Origin of the sequence: Streptomyces chilikensis (assembly GCF_001642695.1) — a bacterium.
Lineage (GTDB): Bacteria > Actinomycetota > Actinomycetes > Streptomycetales > Streptomycetaceae > Streptomyces > Streptomyces chilikensis.
Map to the genome: position 1 here is coordinate 3,035,456 of NZ_LWCC02000005.1, position 17,173 is coordinate 3,052,628.

Genomic DNA, 17,173 nt, shown 5'->3' on the forward strand with positions numbered 1-17,173 from the left:
GCACGCGTGCCGGACCTGGCGGCGACCGGGCCGCAGGGCCGCGCCGGCCGTACCGCGCTCGCGCTGCGCGAGGCCGCCGCCGCGGCCGCCGCGGACGGCGCGTGGACGCTCCTGGACCACCCCATGCTCGCCCTGGAGGTGGCCGGCACGCCCGCCTTCCTGGAGCCGGACGCGGTGGTGGTCCACCCGGACGGCACCTGGACGGTCGTGGAGATCAAGTCGTTCCCGCTGCTGGACGGTTCCGCCGACGCCGCGAAGGTGGGCGCGGCGGCCCGCCAGGCCGCGGTGTACGTGCTGGCGCTGGAGGACGTGGCGGCGCGTCTGGACCCCTCGCCGCAGGTGCGGCACCGGATCCTGCTGGTCTGCCCGAAGGACTTCTCCAACCTGCCGACCGCCTCCGCGGTGGACGTCCGCAAGCAGCGTGCGGTGACGGCGCGGCAGTTGGGCCGGCTGACCCGGGTGGAGGAGATAGCGGCGGCCCTGGCCCCGGGCGCCTGCTTCTCCCCGGAGCTGCCGGCCCGGCGGCTGGCCGAGACGGTCGAGTCGGTGCGCGCCGTGTACACCCCGGAGTGCCTGGCCACCTGCGAGCTGGCCTTCCACTGCCGTTCCCGGGCCCGCGAGGACGGCGCGGTGACGGTGCTGGGCCGCTCCGCGCGGGCCGAGCTGGGCGAACTGTCGGGCGTGGAGGCGGTGTTGGCGGCGGCCCACGGCGAGGCGGGTGACGCCGCCGACCCGGCGGTGGCCGCGCTGCGGCGCGCGGCCCGGCTGCGGGAGGAGGCGCTGGCATGTCGCTGATCACGACCCTGGCCCGGCTGGAGGCGATCCGCGCGGGCCGCGCCCAGCCCGCCGCCACGGTCCGGCACCGGCACCTGTCGGAGCGTCCGATGGTGTTCGTGCCGCTGACGACGGCCGGCGAGGCGGGCGCCCCGCTGGGCGCGCTGGTCGGGTGCGACCGGGACGAGCCGCGCCTGCTGGTGGTGCCCCAGCCCCGGGACCGCGACCTGCGGTCGGCCTTCCTGGCGGAACTGGCCGACGTCGTGCTGCCGTACGTCGAGTCGTTCGCGGACGACGTCGAGCTGGTGGAGGGCAAGGAGGCCGACCCGGAGACGGGCCGGCAGGTGAAGGTGGAGCGGGAACTGTGCGCCGACGCCCCGCAGTTGATCGTGCCGAGCCGGGCGGGCGTGGAGTTCGTGCGGCTGCTGGGCCGGTCGACGCGGTTCCGCCGGACCGTCGAGCAGGACCCGGAGACGGCGTATCCCGCGCCGCCGCGGGTGCCGCTGCTGGGGCGCTGGTTCACCCACTTCGGCGAGCGGTCCCGGGTGCCGGGGGCGTCGCTGCTGCTCGCGATGACCGATCTGCTCTCGCGGCACTGGGCGACCGGGCAGTCCAGCCTGGAGGACCAGCACCTGGGCGCCCTGCTGGCGTGGATCGATCCGCCGCAGGACGAGGGGCTGACCGGCGCCGAGGCGGCCCTCCGGGCCGAGCTGGGGCGGGACCCGGAGGGGCAGTTGCTCTGCCCGCCGGCGGGCCCGGCCACCGACCCGGCGTTCGACAACCGCCTGCTGGCCCCCGCGATCGAGCGCTACGACCGGGCGCGTTCCGCGCTGGCGGCGGCCGAGGACGGCGTGGCCGCCGACGCGCTGCTGGCGAACCTGACGGCCGCCGAGCGGGAGATCGGCGACCTGGTCCGCTCCCGGACGCTGCCGACCTGGGAGAACGTCTGGCGCGGCCTGGACCTGCTGCGCGCGCTGCCCGAGGCGGCGCGCGTGCCGGACCGCTGGACGGGCGACCGCTGGTCCTTCACCGCGCACCGGGACCGGGTGGCCTCCGGCGAGCCGCCGCAGCCGCGGATCGACGACGCGGTGACGGCCGCCCAGAAACTGGCCCGCCGGGAGAAGGAGCAGGCGAAGCTGGACGCCCAGGAGGCGCTGGACGATCCGCTGGTGCTGGCGGCGCGGCGGCTCACCGGGGAGGCCTTCGTCGGCGAGGTCGTCGACGTGACCATGACGTACACGGAGACCAGGCGTCCCAGCCCCCGCCCGCTGATCACGGTGCGCACCGAGGACCGGCCCCACCTCGGGGAGAAGGCGAAGGTCTACCGCTCCCTGGACGGCAAGCCGCAGACGGCGCAGTTCGTCGGGGCCGAGGAGGAGGACGGCGGTGCGGCTGCCGGGGACGGCCCGCTGCTGGTCGTCCTGCGGATCGTCGACAAGATGGGCCGCGGCAGGGAACCGGCGCTCGGCTCGGTGCCGGAGAAGGGCGACCGGGTCTGCTTCACGCTCTTCGAGCACGAACCGCGCGGCGGCCCCAAGCTGCCCGACCCGGAGAACACCCCGTGGACGCACGGCGGGCCGCCCACCGACCCGGTGCCGCTGCCCGCCGCCGATCCCGTCACCGAGGAGGACCTGCTGTGATCACGTCCGTCGGGGCCGCCGGCGCCGCCTTCGACCCCGGTGCGGCGGCCGCGGGGGTCACCGAGCGGATCCTGCGCGACACGATGTCCGGCGCGCACCGCGGCGTGGTGGTGGACTCCCCGCCCGGCGCGGGCAAGTCCACGCTGGTGGTGCGGGCCGCGCTGGAGCTGGCCGACGCGGGCCGTCCGCTGATGGTCGTCGCGCAGACCAACGCGCAGGTGGACGACCTGGTGCTGCGGCTGCACGAGAAGCGGCCCGACCTGCCGGTGGGCCGGCTGCACAGCAGTGACGCGGACGCCTACGACAAGGCGCTGGAGGACCTGGACAACGTCCTGCTCTCCGACAAGGTGCCCGCGCTGGCCGGGCTGCCGGTGGTGATCTCCACGGCCGCCAAGTGGGGCCACGTGAAGCCGTCCGACGCGCACTGGGAGCAGGCGATCGTCGACGAGGCGTACCAGATGCGCTCCGACGCGCTGCTGACGGTGGCCGGCCTGTTCGACCGGGCGCTGTTCGTGGGCGACCCCGGTCAGCTGGACCCGTTCTCGGTGGTGGGCGCGGAGCAGTGGGCGGGGCTGTCCTACGACCCGTCCGCCTCGGCGGTCACCACGCTGCTGGCGCACAACCCGGGGCTGCCGCAGCACCGGCTGCCGGTGTCCTGGCGGCTCCCCGCCTCGGCGGCGCCGCTGGTCTCCGACGCGTTCTACCCGTACACGCCCTTCCGCGCGGGCACCGGACCCGACGACCGGCGGCTGTCGTTCGGCGTGCCGTCGGACGGGTCGGGGCCGGACCGGGTGATCGACGAGGCGGCGGCCTCCGGGTGGGGGCTGCTGGAGCTGCCGCACCGCCTGACGCCGCGCACCGACCCGGAGGCGGTGCGGGCGGTGGCGGCGGTGGTGCGGCGGCTGCTGGACCGGGGCGGGGCGGCGGTGTCGGAGCGGTCACCCGGTCCGGTGCCGCTGACCGCCGACCGGGTGGCGGTCGGCACGGCCCACCGGGACCAGGCGGCGGCGGTGCGGGCCGCGCTGGCCGAGCTGGGGGTGCGGGACGTGGTCGTCGACACCGCGAACCGGCTGCAGGGGCGGGAGTACGACGTGACGGTGGTGCTCCATCCGCTGTCCGGGCGGCCGGACGCGACGGCGTTCCACCTGGAGACGGGGCGGTTGTGCGTGCTGGCGTCGCGGCACCGGCACGCCTGCATCGTGGTCTGCCGTGCGGGGGTGGCCGAGCTCCTCGACGAGCACCCCTCCACCGAGCCGGTGCAGCTCGGGGTCACCGTCAAGTTCCCCGACGGCTGGGAAGCCAACCACGCCGTCCTCTCCCACCTCTCCGAGCACCGCGTCCGCTGGCAGCCCTGACCCCGCCCGCCCGTTCCACCGCCGTTCCGCGGGGACACGCCCGCCGCCGCGTGCGGCGGGCGTCACAGGAGGGCCGCGTTCTCCGTGAGGAGGGTGGTGATGCGGTCGGGGGGGACGGGGCGGCTGTAGAGCCAGCCCTGGCCCGTGTCGCAGCCGATGCGCCGCAGCCGCGCCGCCTGCGCCGCGGTCTCGACGCCCTCCGCGGTCACGCTGAGCCCCAGCCGGTGCGCGAGCTGCACCATCGCCTCGACGATCACCTCGTCCGCCGCGTTGGGCGCGGCCCGGCCGCCGTCACCCGGGACCCCGGTCCCGGTCCCGGGGCCCGCCCCGGCCCCGTCCTCGTACTGGAACCCCCGGACGAACGACCCGTCGAGCTTCAGCACCGACACCGGCAGCCGGCTGAGGTACGCCAGGTTGGAGTACCCCGTGCCGAAGTCGTCGATGGCGATCCGCACCCCCATGTCGCTGAGCGCCTGCAGCGCCTTGATCGGCCGCCCCGCCGACCCCATCAGCGCCGACTCCGTGAGTTCGAGCTGCAGCAGCTCGGGGGCGAGTCCGGTCTCCGCGAGGATCCGGGCCACGTCCGCCACCAGGTCGGAGTCCCAGACCTGCCGCACCGCGACGTTCACGCTGACGAACAGCGGCGGCTCCCCGGGCCGGTCCAGCTGCCAGCGCCGCGCCTGCCGGCAGGCGGTCCGCAGGATCCACCGCCCCAGCGGCACGATGGAGCCGTCCTCCTCGGCCAGCCCCACGAACCGGTTCGGGGACAGCATCCCGAACTGGGGGTGGTCCCACCGGACCAGCGCCTCGACCCCCCGCACCTGCCCGTCGGACATGCCGACCAGCGGCTGGTACTGGAGGACGAACTCCTCCCGCTCGATCCCCGGCCGCAGCGTGGAGACCAGTGCCTGCCGGGTCATCCGGTGCGCGTTGCGCTCCGGGTCGAAGAGGGTCCAGCGCGACTTCCCGTCGGCCTTCGCCCAGTACAGCGTGGTGTCCGCGGCCTGCATCAGCCCGGTGGCGGTGGTCCCCTCCGCGTGCCGCTCGACGACGCCGATGGAGGCGGAGACGGAGAGCCGCTGCCCGGAGAGGTCGAACGGCGCCTGGAGCGCCGTGAGGACCGCTTCGGCGAGGTCGGCGACCTGCTCGGTGCCGGTGGAGTTCTCCACCAGCAGCGCGAACTCGTCGCCGCCGAGCCGGGCGACCAGCGGTGCGCCCGTCCGGTTGAACCCGGCCTCGTCGGCGCAGCGGGTGAGACGTTCCGCCACGGCGGCCAGCAGCCGGTCGCCGACCCGGTGGCCGAGGGTGTCGTTGATCGCCTTGAACCCGTCGAGGTCCAGGTAGCAGAGCCCGACCCGGCCGGTGCCGGCGTCGGTGGTCAGGGCGGTCTCCAGCGCGTTGGTCAGCCGCTCGAAGAACAGGCTGCGGTTGGGCAGGCGGGTGACCGGGTCGTGCATCTGGAGGTGGCGCAGCCGGGCCTGGAGTTCGCGGCGGGCGGAGATGTCGGCGACCGAGAGCAGGACGCCCTGGTCGCCGCCGGTCAGCGGCGTCACCGTGACCTGCGCCCACAGGGAGTGCCCGTCGGGGTGCTTGAGCCGGCGGGTGCACCGCAGCACCGCCTGGCGGCCCCTCAGCACCTCGCGGTACGCCTGCCAGGTGCGCGGGTCGGCGGCCAGGTCGACCAGGTCGGCGGCGACCCTCCCGGCCAGCGCGTCCGCGCGGGTCTCGCCGAGCAGCCGGGCCAGCGTGGCGTTGGCGCCGACCACCAGCCCGTCCGGGGCGACCACCGCCATGGCCAGCGGTGCGGCCGTGAAGGCGGACCGGTAGGCGGGGGCGAGCGCCGGCAGCCCCTCGCCGCCCGGCGCGGGCGAGGGCCCCGCGCCACGCTCCGTGACGGTCTGGCCCATGCGGTCCGGAGCCGGAGCCGGACCTTCGGACGTTCCGCTCACCGCTTGCTCCCGCAGTGCACTCGATCTTCGTATGGGTGGTCCGGGTCAGGAAGAGCCAGGAAAGTGTGCCGATCATAGAGGCACCCCCCAGGCCCTTCCAGCCGTTCGTTTCCGCACCGGGGCGAACCGCCCCGGCGACAGATCGCCTGCGTCCATAAATGGACACGTCGCTTCGTCAGCCGATCAGTTGTGACGTTCCGTGACCGAAGCTCCGTTCGAGTCCCGGCCGGGGTGCCGGTGTGCGCAGGTCGCCGCTCACCCTTCCGGGCCAGACGAACAGGGCATCTCTGAACACCATCACACAGTCTGGGTGCGGTGTCCCGGAAATCGCGCCCGGAGGTAGACGTGCCGTGTCCCCTCCCCTTCGCCAAGGGGTTCCGCCGCCGTCCGGGCATGCGGACCACGGCGGCCGTGGCCACCACCCTGTCCGCCCTCGCCGCGACCTCCATCGTCGCCCACCCCTCCGCCGCCGGAACCGGCCTGGAACCCTGCGCGCTGGAGCGCACCTCGGCCCACCACTCCGAAGGGCTGGACACCTGGAACGCCCACTACCCGCGGCCCACGCGGCCCCTCGACGCGGTGATGGTGTTTCTTTCCTTCCCAGACTCGGACCCGCTCACCACTCCCCGGCAGTTGGTGGCCGACCATTTTCCGCTCACCAGCCGGTACTTCGAGCGGGCCTCCTACGGCCGGTTCACGGTCCGCCCGCACCCGGAGCACACCTGGCTGCGGATGCCGCGCGCGTCCACGGAGTACGCCATGGAACGCGACTGGAGCGCCCCCCGGCGCGCCGCGTACCTGCGTGACGCGCTCTCCGTCGCCGACCCGGTGGTCGACTTCTCGAAGTACGACATCGTGTACCTGGTCGCCGACCCGGACGCGCCGGGCGTGAACGCGGACGCCACCAAGGTCGTCAACCTCTCCACCCCCCTGCGGGCCGACGGCACGGACCTGCGGCGGGTGGTCACCGTCTTCGAGCAGCACCCTCCGGACCGGCTGGTGCTGGCCCACGAGACCGGCCACGTGCTGGACCTGCCCGACCTGTACAACCGGCCGTCGGACGGCAAGGGCGACTGGGACACCCACGTGGGCGACTGGGACCTCATGGGCAGCCAGTTCGGCCTGGCCCCGGACCTGCTCGGCTGGCACAAGTGGAAGCTGGGCTGGCTCGACGCCGACCAGATCACGTGCGTGCGGGGCGCCACCCGGCTCACCCTGGAGCCGCTGGGGGTGGGCGACGGGACCGGCGCGGACGCGGCGGACCCGGTGGATCCCGCCGCCGGGGCGGAGAACGGGCTGCCGGGACGGCGGCCGCAGGAGGCCGGCGCGTTCGGCGCGGAGGCCTTCGGGGCGTCCGGGGCCGGCGCGGCCGTGCCGTACTTCGGTCTGGGCGGCGGCACCAAGCTGGCGGTGGTGCGGACCGGGCCGGACAGCGTGCTGGCCTTCGAGGCGCGCGGTCCCGTCGGAAACGACGTCACGACCTGCACGGAAGGCGTGCTGGTGTACCGGGTGAACGGCGGCACCGCCTCCGGGAAGGGCCCCGTGGAGGTGGTGGACTCCCACCCCGGGACCTCGGCCTGCCCCGACAGCTCGGTGTACCCGCCGCTGGCCGACGCGCCGGTGGCGGCCGGGGAGAGCTTCACCGTGGCGGACGAGGGCGTCCGGGTGCGGGTGGAGGGGCGCACGGCGTCGGGGGCGTGGACGGTGCAGATCACGCCGACGCGGGCCGGGACGGTCACCCCGGCAGGTCCGGAAACGCCGGAGGCCCGGTCCACGTTTCCGTGAACCGGGCCTCCGGTGTCGGTGCGCCGCCAGGGACTCGAACCCCGGACCCGCTGATTAAGAGTCAGCTGCTCTAACCAACTGAGCTAGCGGCGCCTGCTGACGTCGTAGACATTAGCACCCCGGTCGGCGTGACGAGAAATCGATAGTGCCGACGGGGTCACGCCGGGCCCGGTGAGCCGCGGTGACCAGCCGGGCCGGGGGCGTCCTCGACGCCGCGGAGCAGGTCACGGCCGAATTCGACCATCTTCACCGCGTAGTCCTCGGTCCAGTCCGCGCGGGCCGCGATGTCGGCGGCGGAGAGCCGGTCGAAACGGCGCGGGTCGGCGAGCTGGGCGGCGGCCATCGCCTGGTACTCGACGGCGCGGTCGGCCGCCGCGCGGAACGCGAGGGTGAGTTCCGTCGCACGGGAGAGCAGCGCCCCGGGGTCCTCGATCGACTCCAGGTCGAAGAAGTGCTCGGGGTCGGCGGCGGCCGCCGCCGGCTCGAAGAGCAGGGGCGCGGGGCGTAGCCGCGGGGTGTGCTGTCGCGGCGTGTGCTCCGCCATGCGGGTCTCCGTTTCCTCGCCTGTGTTCTCGTCCACCGCCATCCATTGTCCCGCCCCCCGCAACCCCCGCCTTTGGCCTCGACTTCCCCGCCCCTGCGCCGCCTCGCGGCGCCCGGCCGGAGCACGGCGCCGCGAGGCGGCGCAGGGGCGGGGCCGGGACGGCGTCAGGAGGAACCGGCGGGCAGGTCGTACGCGTCGGCGATGAGTTCGTAGGAGCGGACCCGGATGTCGGGCCCGTGCGCGTTGGCCGTGAGCATCAGCTCGTCCGCCCCGGTCCGCTTGCGGAGCTCGTCCAGCCCGGCCCGCACCTGCTCCCCCGTCCCGTGCACGACGTTCTCGTTCCAGGAGTCCACGAAGTGCGCCTCCGCCTCGGTCCAGGGGTACGCCTCCGCCTCCTCCGGCGTGGGGACGAGTCCCGGCCGCCCGGAGCGGAGCCGGAGCATGTTCAGCGCGGCGGCGCGCACCTGGCGCCGGGCCTCCGCCTCCTCGTCCGCGGCGAGCGCCGCGACCCCGATCAGCGCGTACGGCTCGTCCAGCACCGCCGACGGCCGGAACGACTCCCGGTACAGGTCCAGCGCCGGGATCGTGTTCTGCGCCGAGAAGTGGTGGGCGAAGGCGAACGGCAGCCCCAGCGCGCCGGCGAGCCGGGCGGAGAACCCGGAGGACCCCAGCAGCCACACCGGCGGCCGGTGGGGCGACTGCACGCCGCCCGGCGAGGTCGCCTGCACCGGCCCCGGCACCGCGTGGATCCGGGAGTACGGGTGGCCGTCGGGGAAGTCGTCGTCGAGGAAGCGCAGGAGTTCGGCGAGCTGCTGGGGGAAGTCGTCGGCCCCCTCGTGCAGCCTGTCGGTCCGCCGCAGCGCGGCCGCGGTGGCGCCGTCGGTGCCGGGGGCGCGGCCGAGGCCGAGGTCGACCCGTCCCGGCGCCATCGCCTCCAGGGTGCCGAACTGCTCGGCGATCACCAGCGGCGCGTGGTTGGGCAGCATCACGCCGCCCGAGCCGAGCCGGATCCGTTCGGTCCGCGCGGCCAGGTAGGCCAGGATCACCGCCGGGGAACTGGAGGCGACACCCGGCATGGAGTGGTGCTCGGCGACCCAGTACCGCTCGAACCCGCGCGACTCGGCGAGCCGCGCGATCCGCACGGAGGTGGCCAGCGCGTCGCTCGAGGAGTAACCGGCGCCGACGGTGACGAGGTCGAGGACGGAGAGCGGGACCGGTGCGCTGCCCCGCGCCGTGCCGCGGATGTCGTCTGCCTGCTCTGTCACCGTCGTGCTCCTTCTCCGCCGCTTCGTCGTGCGGAGGTGGACAACGCGGCGGGGCGGTGGCCTATTCCGCCACCGCCCCGCCGCATCCGGCGACCGCGCGGTCCGGCCCGGGCCGGACCGCGCGGCGCCGTCAGAGCACCGCGCCCAGGAACTCCCTGGTCCGCTCGTGCGCCGGCGCCTCGAAGATCCGCTCCGGCGGGCCGGACTCGATGACCTTGCCGCCGTCGAACATCAGCACGTCGTCGGAGATGTCCCGGGCGAAGTTCATCTCGTGCGTGACGCACAGCATGGTGATGTCGGTGGACCGGGCGATGTCGCGCAGCACGTCCAGCACGCCGGCCACCAGCTCGGGGTCGAGCGCGGAGGTCACCTCGTCCAGGAGCAGCACCTGAGGCCGCATCGCCAGCGCGCGGGCGATGGCGACCCGCTGCTGCTGGCCGCCGGAGAGCTGCGAGGGGTACACGTCGCACTTGTCGGCGAGCCCGACCAGCTCCAGCAGCTCGCGCGCCCGCGCCTCGGCCTCGTCCTTGGACAGGCCGAGCACGGTCACCGGGGCCTCGGTGACGTTGCGCAGCACCTTCATGTTGGGGAAGAGGTTGAACTGCTGGAACACCATGCCGATGTTCCTGCGCACCTCGGCGACCTCCCGGCGCCCGGCCGGGTACAGCCGTCTGCCGTCGACGGTGATGGTGCCCTCGTCGGGCCTGGTGAGCGTCATCAGCATCCGCAGGATGGTGGTCTTGCCGGAGCCGGACGGGCCGATCAGGGTGACGTGCTTGCCGGCCTCCACGGAGAAGTCCAGCCGGTCCAGCACCGTGTTCTCGCCGAACCTCTTGCTGACCCCGTCGAACCGGATCAGCTCGCCGGGGGGCGGCGCGGGGGCCGCGGGCTCGGGGGTGCGGAGGGTGTCAGACAAGGCGTCGCTCCAGGGATCGCAGGAGAAGGGAGGCGAGGTAGGAGATGACGATGAAGGCCAGGCCGATCACCGTCACCGGCTCGGTGAACTCGAAGGCCCGCTGCGAGAAGAGCCGCGCCTCGCCGAGCATCTCCAGGACGGTGACGGTCATCAGCAGCGGCGTGTCCTTGAGCATCGAGATCACGTAGTTGCCCAGCGCGGGCACCACCCGCCGGACGGCCTGCGGCAGGATCACCGCGGTCCAGGTCCGGCGCAGCGGCAGGTTGAGCGCCTTGGCCGCCTCCCACTGGCCGGCCGGCACGCCCTCGATGCCGGCCCGGTAGACCTGCATGGTGTAGGTCGAGTAGTGCAGCCCGAGGCCGATGACGCCCATGGTGAGGGCGGAGAAGGTCAGGCCCCACTCCGGCAGCACGTAGAAGAGGAAGAAGAGCTGCACCAGCAGCGGCGTGTTCCGGACGAATTCGGTGAACACGCCGACGGGCCAGCGCACCCAGCGGGTCGGGGTCCGCATCAGCAGCGTCCACACCAGACCGAGGGTGAAGGAGAGCAGGGAGCCCAGCACCAGCGCCTGGAGGGTGACCACCAGGCCGTCCCGGAAGTGCGGCATGAACTCCGCGACGGCGTTCCAGTCCCAGTTCACGCGGCAGCACCCGCCTTCACGTCGGCCGTGGTCTCCGGCGAGCCGGTCCGCACGGTCCTGCCGGTCCGGACCTTGAGGTTCTTCTCCAGCCCGCGCATCACGCGGGTGAGCAGGAAGGCGAGGACGAAGTAGATGACCAGCACGTACGTGTAGATCTCGGTGCTCTCCTGCAGGGCCAGCCGGATCAGGTTGCCGCTGAACGCCAGGTCGCCCATGCCCATGATCGACACCAGGGCGGTGCCCTTGAGCAGCTCGACCAGGAGGTTGGAGAACGGCGGGATCATCTCGGGCACGGCCTGCGGCAGCAGGACCAGCCGCATCCGCTGCCAGGGCGTGAGGCTGAGGGCGATGCCCGCGTCGCGCTGGGCCTGCGGCACGGCGGCGATCGCGCCGCGCACCACCTCGGCGCCGTACGCGCCGTAGGTCAGTCCGAGGGCGAGCGTGCCGGCCCAGAGCGGGACCAGCTGCCAGCCGAAGGCGGTGGGCATCACGAAGAAGACCCAGAACATCATGATCAGCGCGGAGGTGCCGCGGAACACCTCGGTGTAGAGGCCCGCCAGGAAGCGGACGATCCACAGCCGGTGGGTGCGGGCGATGCCGGCCGCGAAGGCGACGGCGGTCGCGAGGACGGCGCTGAGCACCAGCAGCTGGACGGTGACCCAGACGCCGTCCAGCACCAGTTCCCACAGGCCCGGGGTCATCGAGCTGTTCATCGGGCGCACAGCTCCTTCGCGGTCAGGTCGGTCATCTCCGACTCGGTGAACCCGAAGGGCCGCAGGACGCGGAGCAGCTCGCCGCTCTTCCTCATCCTGTGGAGTTCGGTGTTGAAGGCGTCCCGGAGCCGGGTCTCGGTGGGGCGGAAGGCGAAGGCGCCGCCGTCGATCCGGGGCTCGCCGTCCACGATCGGCGCGAACGGTTCGGTGGCCTCGGCCTTCTTCGACTTCCTGACCACCTCGCGGGTGGTGACGGCGGTGCCCGCGAACACGTCGGCGCGCCCGGACTCGACGGCGTTCAGTCCGGCCACCTGGTCGGGCACGATCAGGATGTCGCCCTCCGGGACGCCGGCCCCGACCGCGTACTCGATCTGGGCGTAGCCGGTGCCGGTGGCGAATTTCGCCTTCTTCCCCACGACGTCCCGGTAGTCGCGCAGCCCCATCGGGTTGCCCTTGCGGACGACGAACGAGTCCAGCATCTGGTAGTCCGGGTCGGCGAAGATCACCTGGCCGCAGCGTTCCTTGTTGACGTACATGCCGGCGGCGACGACGTCGAACTGCTGCGAGTTGAGCCCGGGGATCAGGGAGCCGAACTCGGTCGGCACCGGCTGGACCGATCCCACACCCAGGCGCTTGAAGATCACCCGGGCGAGCTCGGGGGCCTCGCCGGTGAGGTTGCCGTCCTTGTCGATGTAGCCGAAGGGTATTTCGCCGGCTATGCCGACCCGCACGACGCCCAGCGCGCGCAGGCGTTCCAGCAGGTCACCGCCGTTCCCGGAGTCCTCGGTGGGCACCCGGCTGCAGGCGGACGCGCCGAGCGCGGCGGCCGTGGCGGCCCCCGCGGCCAGCACGCTCCGCCGGGTGAGTGGTCTTTCCTTCTTGAAGGGAGGTGAAGACATGGCGGCGCGCCTACCCGAGCTTCCATGGCCTAATCCGATCGGTTTGGCGGGCGGTGCTGGGTACCCGGACAGGACCGGTACTGCGGTGACGCACGACGGTGACGGTTCACGTGACGGTGACGGAGAGGCTGGACATGACCGCACTCGGATTCATCTACCCGGGCCATTCGGCCGAGGACGACTACCCGCGGATGGAGCAGCTCCTCGGCAGCGACATCCGGGTCGACGTGGTCCACACCGAACTCGGCGAGGACGTGCGGCGGGTCGATGTCCTGCGGGAGACGGGCGCGCCGGGGCCGCTGGCGGAGGCCTGCGAGCAGTTGCGGCTGTCGGGCGCCGAGGCGGTGGTCTGGGTCAACACGGCGGGGAGTTTCGTGGACGGCTGGGAGGCGTCCCGCGAGCAGGTGCGGTCGCTGGCGGTGGCCGCGGGGATGCCGGCCTCCTCGGCGTCCTTCGCCTTCGCCCACGCGGTGCGGGAGGTGGGGGCGCGCCGGGTGGCGGTGGCGGCCACGTACCCCGAGGACGTGGCGGAGCTCTTCGTCCGCTTCCTGGAGGAGGGCACCGGTGTGCAGGTGACCTCGGTGCACGGCGCGGGCGCGGCCACGGCCGCCGACGTGGCGGCGTGGGGCCCCGACCGGGTGCACGAGCTGGTGCTGGCCGCCGACCACCCGGACGCGGACGCGGTCCTGGTTCCGGACAGCGCGCTGCACACGGTGTCCTCGCTGCCGGCGCTGGAGGCCGCGGTGGGCAAGCCGGTGCTCACCGCGAACCAGGTGTCGGCCTGGGAGGCGCTGCGCCTGACGGACCGCAGGGTGAACGCCCCGGAGCTCGGCGTGCTCTTCACCCGTGAGCCCCTGGTACAGGTCTGAACCTGTCCGATTAGCGCCGGTGCGCGAATTGGTGCGTGCCGTTGTCATATGCCACCTGCGAAAGCACGGCCGGTGGTTCCCACGAGGGCCGGAAGGCCCTGTCCGGATCGGTACGCCCCGGTATCGTGAGGCGCGTCGATCGACCGGATCAACGGCCCGAACACGCTGGCGCAGGGGGAACCGTGGCGCTGAACGAACCGGGCGAGTCGCACCACTCCGTCCAGGAGGCCCTGCGGGTCCTGGACACGGTGGCGCGGCACCCCGCCGGAATCACCGACGCAGAACTCGGCCGTCACCTCGGCCTCGGCCCGCAGCGCCTGACCACGCTGCTGCGGATGCTGCGGCGCGAGGGCTACGTCCTGCGTCTCCCGGACGGCGCGTACGCCGTCGGGGCCGCCTTCACGCACCTGACCTCGACGGACGGACACGAGGAGGCGCTGCGCCGGAAGCTGCAGCGCACCCTCGACCGGCTGCGGGACGACGTGGGGGCGGCGATCTACCTCAGCCGCTACGACGACGGCGAGGTGCGGGTCACCCAGTGCGCCGCGGGCCCCGGCGCGCCCGCGGTCAACGAATGGGTGGACTTCCGCTGGGCGGCGCACGCCAGCGCGGTCGGCAAGAGCCTGCTGGGGCAGCTCGACCGTGACGGACGGCGCGACCACCTCGCCCGTCACCGGATGGCCCGCCTGACCTCGCGCACCATCACCAGCGAGCGGCTGCTCCTGTCGCACCTGGACGCCCAGCCGCCGTCCACGCCGGTGCTGGACCTCCAGGAGTACGCGGTGGGCACCGTCTGCGCGGCGGTCGCGTTCTCCGCGGGCGAGCGGGTGGGCAGCCTCGCCCTGTCGATGCCGGTGAGCCAGGCGCACCGCCTCCGGCGGGCCGCCGACCGGCTCCACCAGGAGGCCGCGCCGGTGCTGCTCTCGCTGTCCATCCGGCCCTGACCCCCGGACTCCGGCGTGATCCGGTCCCCGGTGGTCACGAGCACCCCCGGGGACCAGGTAGTATTTTCTTCGTCGCCGGCCGCGGAAGCGGAAGGCGGGAGTCATGCGCCGCTAGCTCAGTTGGTTAGAGCAGCTGACTCTTAATCAGCGGGTCCGGGGTTCGAGTCCCTGGCGGCGCACCGAAGAAGGGCCCCTCGCCTGGCGAGGGGCCCTTCGGCGTTGCCGTCCGCGTGCCGGCCGGCTCGGTCAGAAGGTGACGTCCGAGCAGGCGTAGAACGCGTTGGCCGTGTCGGCGACCGTCCAGACGGCCACGATCACGTGCCGGCCGCTGAGTCCGCCGGGCAGTGTTCCGCTGTGCGACAGCGTCTGCGGCGGCTGCTGGTTGTTGTACGGCACGGTGAGGAACGGCGTCAGGTTGAGGTCCGACCGGGCCAGCGCGTGGTTCTGGTTCCAGCCGGGCTTGGTGATGTAGTACCTGAAGTCGCTCGTCGCGTGCCGGGCGGTGAACTGCCACCGGAAGGTGTAGCTCTGCCCCGAGGTGACCTTGGTGGCCGGCCATGACGCGCCCGAGGGGGTCCTCGGCTGGTCGAGCTGGTTGAAGGTGGAGTGGCCCGCCGAGCAGATGTCACCGTCGGCGGGGCCTCCGGCCGGGAAGCCCTTGGGGCCCTCGACGCTCTGCGGCTCCCACTGGATGGATCCGCAGTTCGTCACGGTGCCGTTCTGACAGAGCTTCTGCCTGCTGACGGGCAGGTCCGTGTAGCCGTGGCCGCTGGCGCCACCGGTCGAGAGCACCATGGCTCCCGCGGTGGCCAGACCGACCGAGGCCGCGTACATCTTCGTGCGTTTGCGCATGCCGACGCTCCTGAGGGAGGGGGGGTCGTGGGGGCGTGCCGAGCTGCTGATTCCGCTGTTGGTCTAGACCAAGCACCACGCTAGGAGCGGAATTCAGGCATGTCCATACCAATCTCGGCCGCTCTGCGGATCCCCGCCGAGCCTTCGACTTCCGGAGCTACGGCACGCTCTCCCCCCGCCCCGCGCAGAACGCGACGGTCAGGTCCTTCACCAGGACCTTGCGCTCGTAGTCGTCCAGCTCGACCAGTCCGCGCAGGGTCAGGCGGTTGACGGTGTCCTCCACCGAGTCGACCACCGCGCTGAGCACCCCGGCCCGCTGCCGGGCGTCCAGCGCGGCGATCCGCCGCCGCTGCATCACCGCGGCCACCTCGGGGGCGTACTCGACGCGGATCGGCCGCACGGCGAAGACCTCCAGCCCGACCGCCCTGGCGTCGGCGGCGACCTGACCGGTCAGCGCCTCCTCCAGACCGGGCTCCTCCTGGCCCGGCTCGGGGCGCTCGTCGGCCGGTTCCATCGGCGGGTCGACCGGGATCCGCGCCAGTGCCGCCTCGACGCAGCGGCGCAGGTACTCCTCGTGGTCCTCCACGGCGTGCACGGCGCGGGCGGTGTCCTTCACGCGCCACACCACCAGCGTCCGCACCCGCAGCGCCACCCCGTTGGGGTCACTGGCGCACAGCGGCTCGCTGCGCCAGTGCCGCAGGCGGACGTCGACCCTGTGGCGCAGCAGCAGCGGGTTGACCCAGAGGAGCCCGGTGCGGCGGACGGTGCCGCGGTAGCGGCCGAACATGCCGAGCACCCAGGCGCGGCCGGTGGTGCCGCGGGCCAGCCCGCCGAAGCCGAACAGGCCGAGGGCGGCGGAGCCGGCGCAGACGGCCCACTGGGCGAGGCCGAGGCCGGTCCCCCGGCCGCCGGGGGCCGGCAGACCGGCGAACTCCAGGGCGGCCGGCGGGACGGCGCCGGCCCACCACGTGGTCAGCGCGCCGCCCGCGACCCCGACGGCGCCGGCCAGCACCCCCAGGGCGCCGGGCAGGGCGCGGCCTCCGGACTCCCGACTCCGTCCGGGCGAGGGGGACTTCACGGGCGGAGGGCCGGCCCGGCGGCCCCGCGGTCCGCCGGACGGGCCCTAGCGGAACACGGAGGCCGGGGGCGCCGGGGAGGCGACGGCGGTGGCGTCGGTGACGGCGGCGGCGCCGCCGGTGAAGTCCAGCAGGGCGCGCCCGTGTTCCACCCGCGCGGTGTGCGGGTCGCCGGCCGCGCGGCGGGTGAGCCCGGCGACGGGCAGCGGGGCGTCGGAGGCGACCAGCACCGCGTTGCCGAACCGCTTGCCGCGGAGCACGGCGGGTTCCGCGATCAGCGCGAGCTCGGCGAACCGGGCGGCGGCGGTGGCGATCTGCCCGCGGAGGAACGCGAGCGGCGCGCCGTCGGCGATGTTGGCGACGTAGCACCCGCCGGGGGCCAGGGCCCGGCGCACCTCGTCCAGGAACTCGACGGAGGTGAGGTGGGCGGGGGTGCGGGTGCCGCTGAAGACGTCCGCGACGACCAGGTCGGCCCGGGCGTCCGGAGCCTTGGCCAGGCCCTCCCGGGCGTCGGCGGTCCGCACGCGGACGCGGGCGGCGGGGTCCAGGGGGAGTTCGCGGCGCACCAGCTGGACGAGACGTCCGTCGCGCTCCACGACCTGCTGGGTGGAGCGGGGACGGGTCGCGGCGACGTACCGGGCCAGGGTGAAGGCGCCGCCGCCCAGGTGGAGGGCGGTGACCTGACGTCCCGGCGGGGCGGCGAGGTCGATGACGTGGCCCATCCGGCGCTGGTAGGCGAAGGCGAGGTGGGTGGGGTCGTCCAGGTCGACGTGCGACTGCGGGGCGCCGTCGATCGTGAGCGTCCACCCGCGGGGCCGTTCCCGGTCCGGCACGAGTTCCGCCGTCCCCCCGTCGACCTCCTCGGTGATCCCCGCCGCCGCGCCGCTCCGTGCCTTCCTGCCCATGCGCCCATTGTCCTCCCCGTCGTCCCGCGGGGCCGGGCGGGGCACGG

General features: G+C 73.9%; 15 protein-coding genes, 2 tRNA genes and 1 pseudogene. 7 read left to right on the forward strand and 11 right to left on the reverse strand.

The features are described 5' to 3' along the window. From A2U95_RS13595 to A2U95_RS13605, 3 genes are all read left to right on the forward strand, one after another. Positions 1-795: hypothetical protein (locus A2U95_RS13595; RefSeq protein ID WP_166022367.1), on the forward strand; the 795-nt coding region annotated here is incomplete at its 5' end. Further along, positions 786-2,414 carry a hypothetical protein gene (locus A2U95_RS13600; protein ID WP_166022368.1) on the forward strand — a complete coding sequence of 543 codons (1,629 nt, stop codon included), beginning with the start codon at positions 786-788 and terminating at the stop codon, positions 2,412-2,414. The genes A2U95_RS13595 and A2U95_RS13600, both read left to right, overlap by 10 nt. Then, on the forward strand, positions 2,414-3,769 hold the full coding sequence (locus A2U95_RS13605; protein ID WP_240957464.1) for an AAA domain-containing protein: 1,356 nt from the start codon (positions 2,414-2,416) through the stop codon (positions 3,767-3,769). The genes A2U95_RS13600 and A2U95_RS13605 overlap by 1 nt, the downstream gene beginning before the upstream one ends. 62 nt (positions 3,770-3,831) lie before the next feature. Here A2U95_RS13605 and A2U95_RS13610 read toward each other — a convergent pair whose 3' ends face one another. Then, entirely contained in the window at positions 3,832-5,718 is a 1,887-nt protein-coding gene (locus tag A2U95_RS13610; protein ID WP_240957312.1) for a putative bifunctional diguanylate cyclase/phosphodiesterase, read from the reverse strand. Between the two features lie 315 nt (positions 5,719-6,033). Between A2U95_RS13610 and A2U95_RS13615 the strand changes: the two genes are divergently transcribed. Continuing rightward, complete coding sequence (locus tag A2U95_RS13615; protein ID WP_420856992.1) at positions 6,034-7,503, forward strand: M6 family metalloprotease domain-containing protein; 1,470 nt, start codon at positions 6,034-6,036, stop codon at positions 7,501-7,503. Positions 7,504-7,522: 19 nt separating this feature from the next. Here the strand turns inward: A2U95_RS13615 and A2U95_RS13620 are convergent. The 7 genes from A2U95_RS13620 to ehuB all read right to left on the reverse strand — a co-directional run bounded on the left by A2U95_RS13620 (position 7,523) and on the right by ehuB (position 12,480). Beyond that, a tRNA-Lys gene (locus tag A2U95_RS13620) sits at positions 7,523-7,596 on the reverse strand. A 64-nt stretch (positions 7,597-7,660) separates the two neighbouring features. Beyond that, positions 7,661-8,047 carry a hypothetical protein gene (locus A2U95_RS13625; protein ID WP_166025181.1) on the reverse strand — a complete coding sequence of 129 codons (387 nt, stop codon included), beginning with the start codon at positions 8,045-8,047 and terminating at the stop codon, positions 7,661-7,663. A gap of 164 nt (positions 8,048-8,211) precedes the next feature. After that, positions 8,212-9,312 (reverse strand): LLM class flavin-dependent oxidoreductase, encoded by a 1,101-nt coding sequence (locus A2U95_RS13630; RefSeq protein ID WP_166022370.1) that lies wholly within the window; start codon positions 9,310-9,312, stop codon positions 8,212-8,214. Positions 9,313-9,442: 130 nt separating this feature from the next. Beyond that, positions 9,443-10,228 (reverse strand): amino acid ABC transporter ATP-binding protein, encoded by a 786-nt coding sequence (locus A2U95_RS13635; protein WP_166022371.1) that lies wholly within the window; start codon positions 10,226-10,228, stop codon positions 9,443-9,445. Continuing rightward, the gene (gene ehuD, locus A2U95_RS13640; RefSeq protein ID WP_166022372.1) at positions 10,221-10,868 is read right to left on the reverse strand and encodes an ectoine/hydroxyectoine ABC transporter permease subunit EhuD; all 648 of its coding nucleotides are present in this window, start codon (positions 10,866-10,868) and stop codon (positions 10,221-10,223) included. Before ehuD ends, A2U95_RS13635 begins: the two co-directional genes overlap by 8 nt. Continuing rightward, positions 10,865-11,569 carry an ectoine/hydroxyectoine ABC transporter permease subunit EhuC gene (ehuC, locus tag A2U95_RS13645; protein WP_166025182.1) on the reverse strand — a complete coding sequence of 235 codons (705 nt, stop codon included), beginning with the start codon at positions 11,567-11,569 and terminating at the stop codon, positions 10,865-10,867. The genes ehuD and ehuC overlap by 4 nt, the downstream gene beginning before the upstream one ends. 8 nt (positions 11,570-11,577) lie before the next feature. Next, on the reverse strand, positions 11,578-12,480 hold the full coding sequence (gene ehuB / locus A2U95_RS13650) for an ectoine/hydroxyectoine ABC transporter substrate-binding protein EhuB (RefSeq protein WP_166022373.1): 903 nt from the start codon (positions 12,478-12,480) through the stop codon (positions 11,578-11,580). A gap of 134 nt (positions 12,481-12,614) precedes the next feature. Here ehuB and A2U95_RS13655 point away from each other — a divergent pair, with 134 nt between their 5' ends. From A2U95_RS13655 to A2U95_RS13665, 3 genes are all read left to right on the forward strand, one after another. Beyond that, positions 12,615-13,349, forward strand: coding sequence for a maleate cis-trans isomerase family protein (locus A2U95_RS13655; RefSeq protein WP_166022374.1), 735 nt, complete (start codon positions 12,615-12,617; stop codon positions 13,347-13,349). A 182-nt stretch (positions 13,350-13,531) separates the two neighbouring features. Continuing rightward, positions 13,532-14,293: an IclR family transcriptional regulator gene (locus tag A2U95_RS13660; RefSeq protein WP_166022375.1), complete on the forward strand. Its 762-nt coding sequence runs from the start codon at positions 13,532-13,534 to the stop codon at positions 14,291-14,293. A 105-nt stretch (positions 14,294-14,398) separates the two neighbouring features. Further along, positions 14,399-14,472 (forward strand) — tRNA-Lys (locus A2U95_RS13665). Between the two features lie 67 nt (positions 14,473-14,539). Here the strand turns inward: A2U95_RS13665 and A2U95_RS13670 are convergent. The 3 genes and pseudogenes from A2U95_RS13670 to A2U95_RS13680 all read right to left on the reverse strand — a co-directional run bounded on the left by A2U95_RS13670 (position 14,540) and on the right by A2U95_RS13680 (position 17,126). Further along, positions 14,540-15,145 carry a lytic polysaccharide monooxygenase auxiliary activity family 9 protein gene (locus tag A2U95_RS13670; RefSeq protein WP_166022376.1) on the reverse strand — a complete coding sequence of 202 codons (606 nt, stop codon included), beginning with the start codon at positions 15,143-15,145 and terminating at the stop codon, positions 14,540-14,542. A gap of 157 nt (positions 15,146-15,302) precedes the next feature. Next, positions 15,303-16,268: pseudogene (locus A2U95_RS13675) on the reverse strand (SPFH domain-containing protein); the annotation flags it as partial. After that, positions 16,269-17,126, reverse strand: coding sequence for a spermidine synthase (locus A2U95_RS13680; protein ID WP_166022378.1), 858 nt, complete (start codon positions 17,124-17,126; stop codon positions 16,269-16,271). It lies immediately after the preceding pseudogene. Positions 17,127-17,173 lie beyond the last annotated feature (47 nt).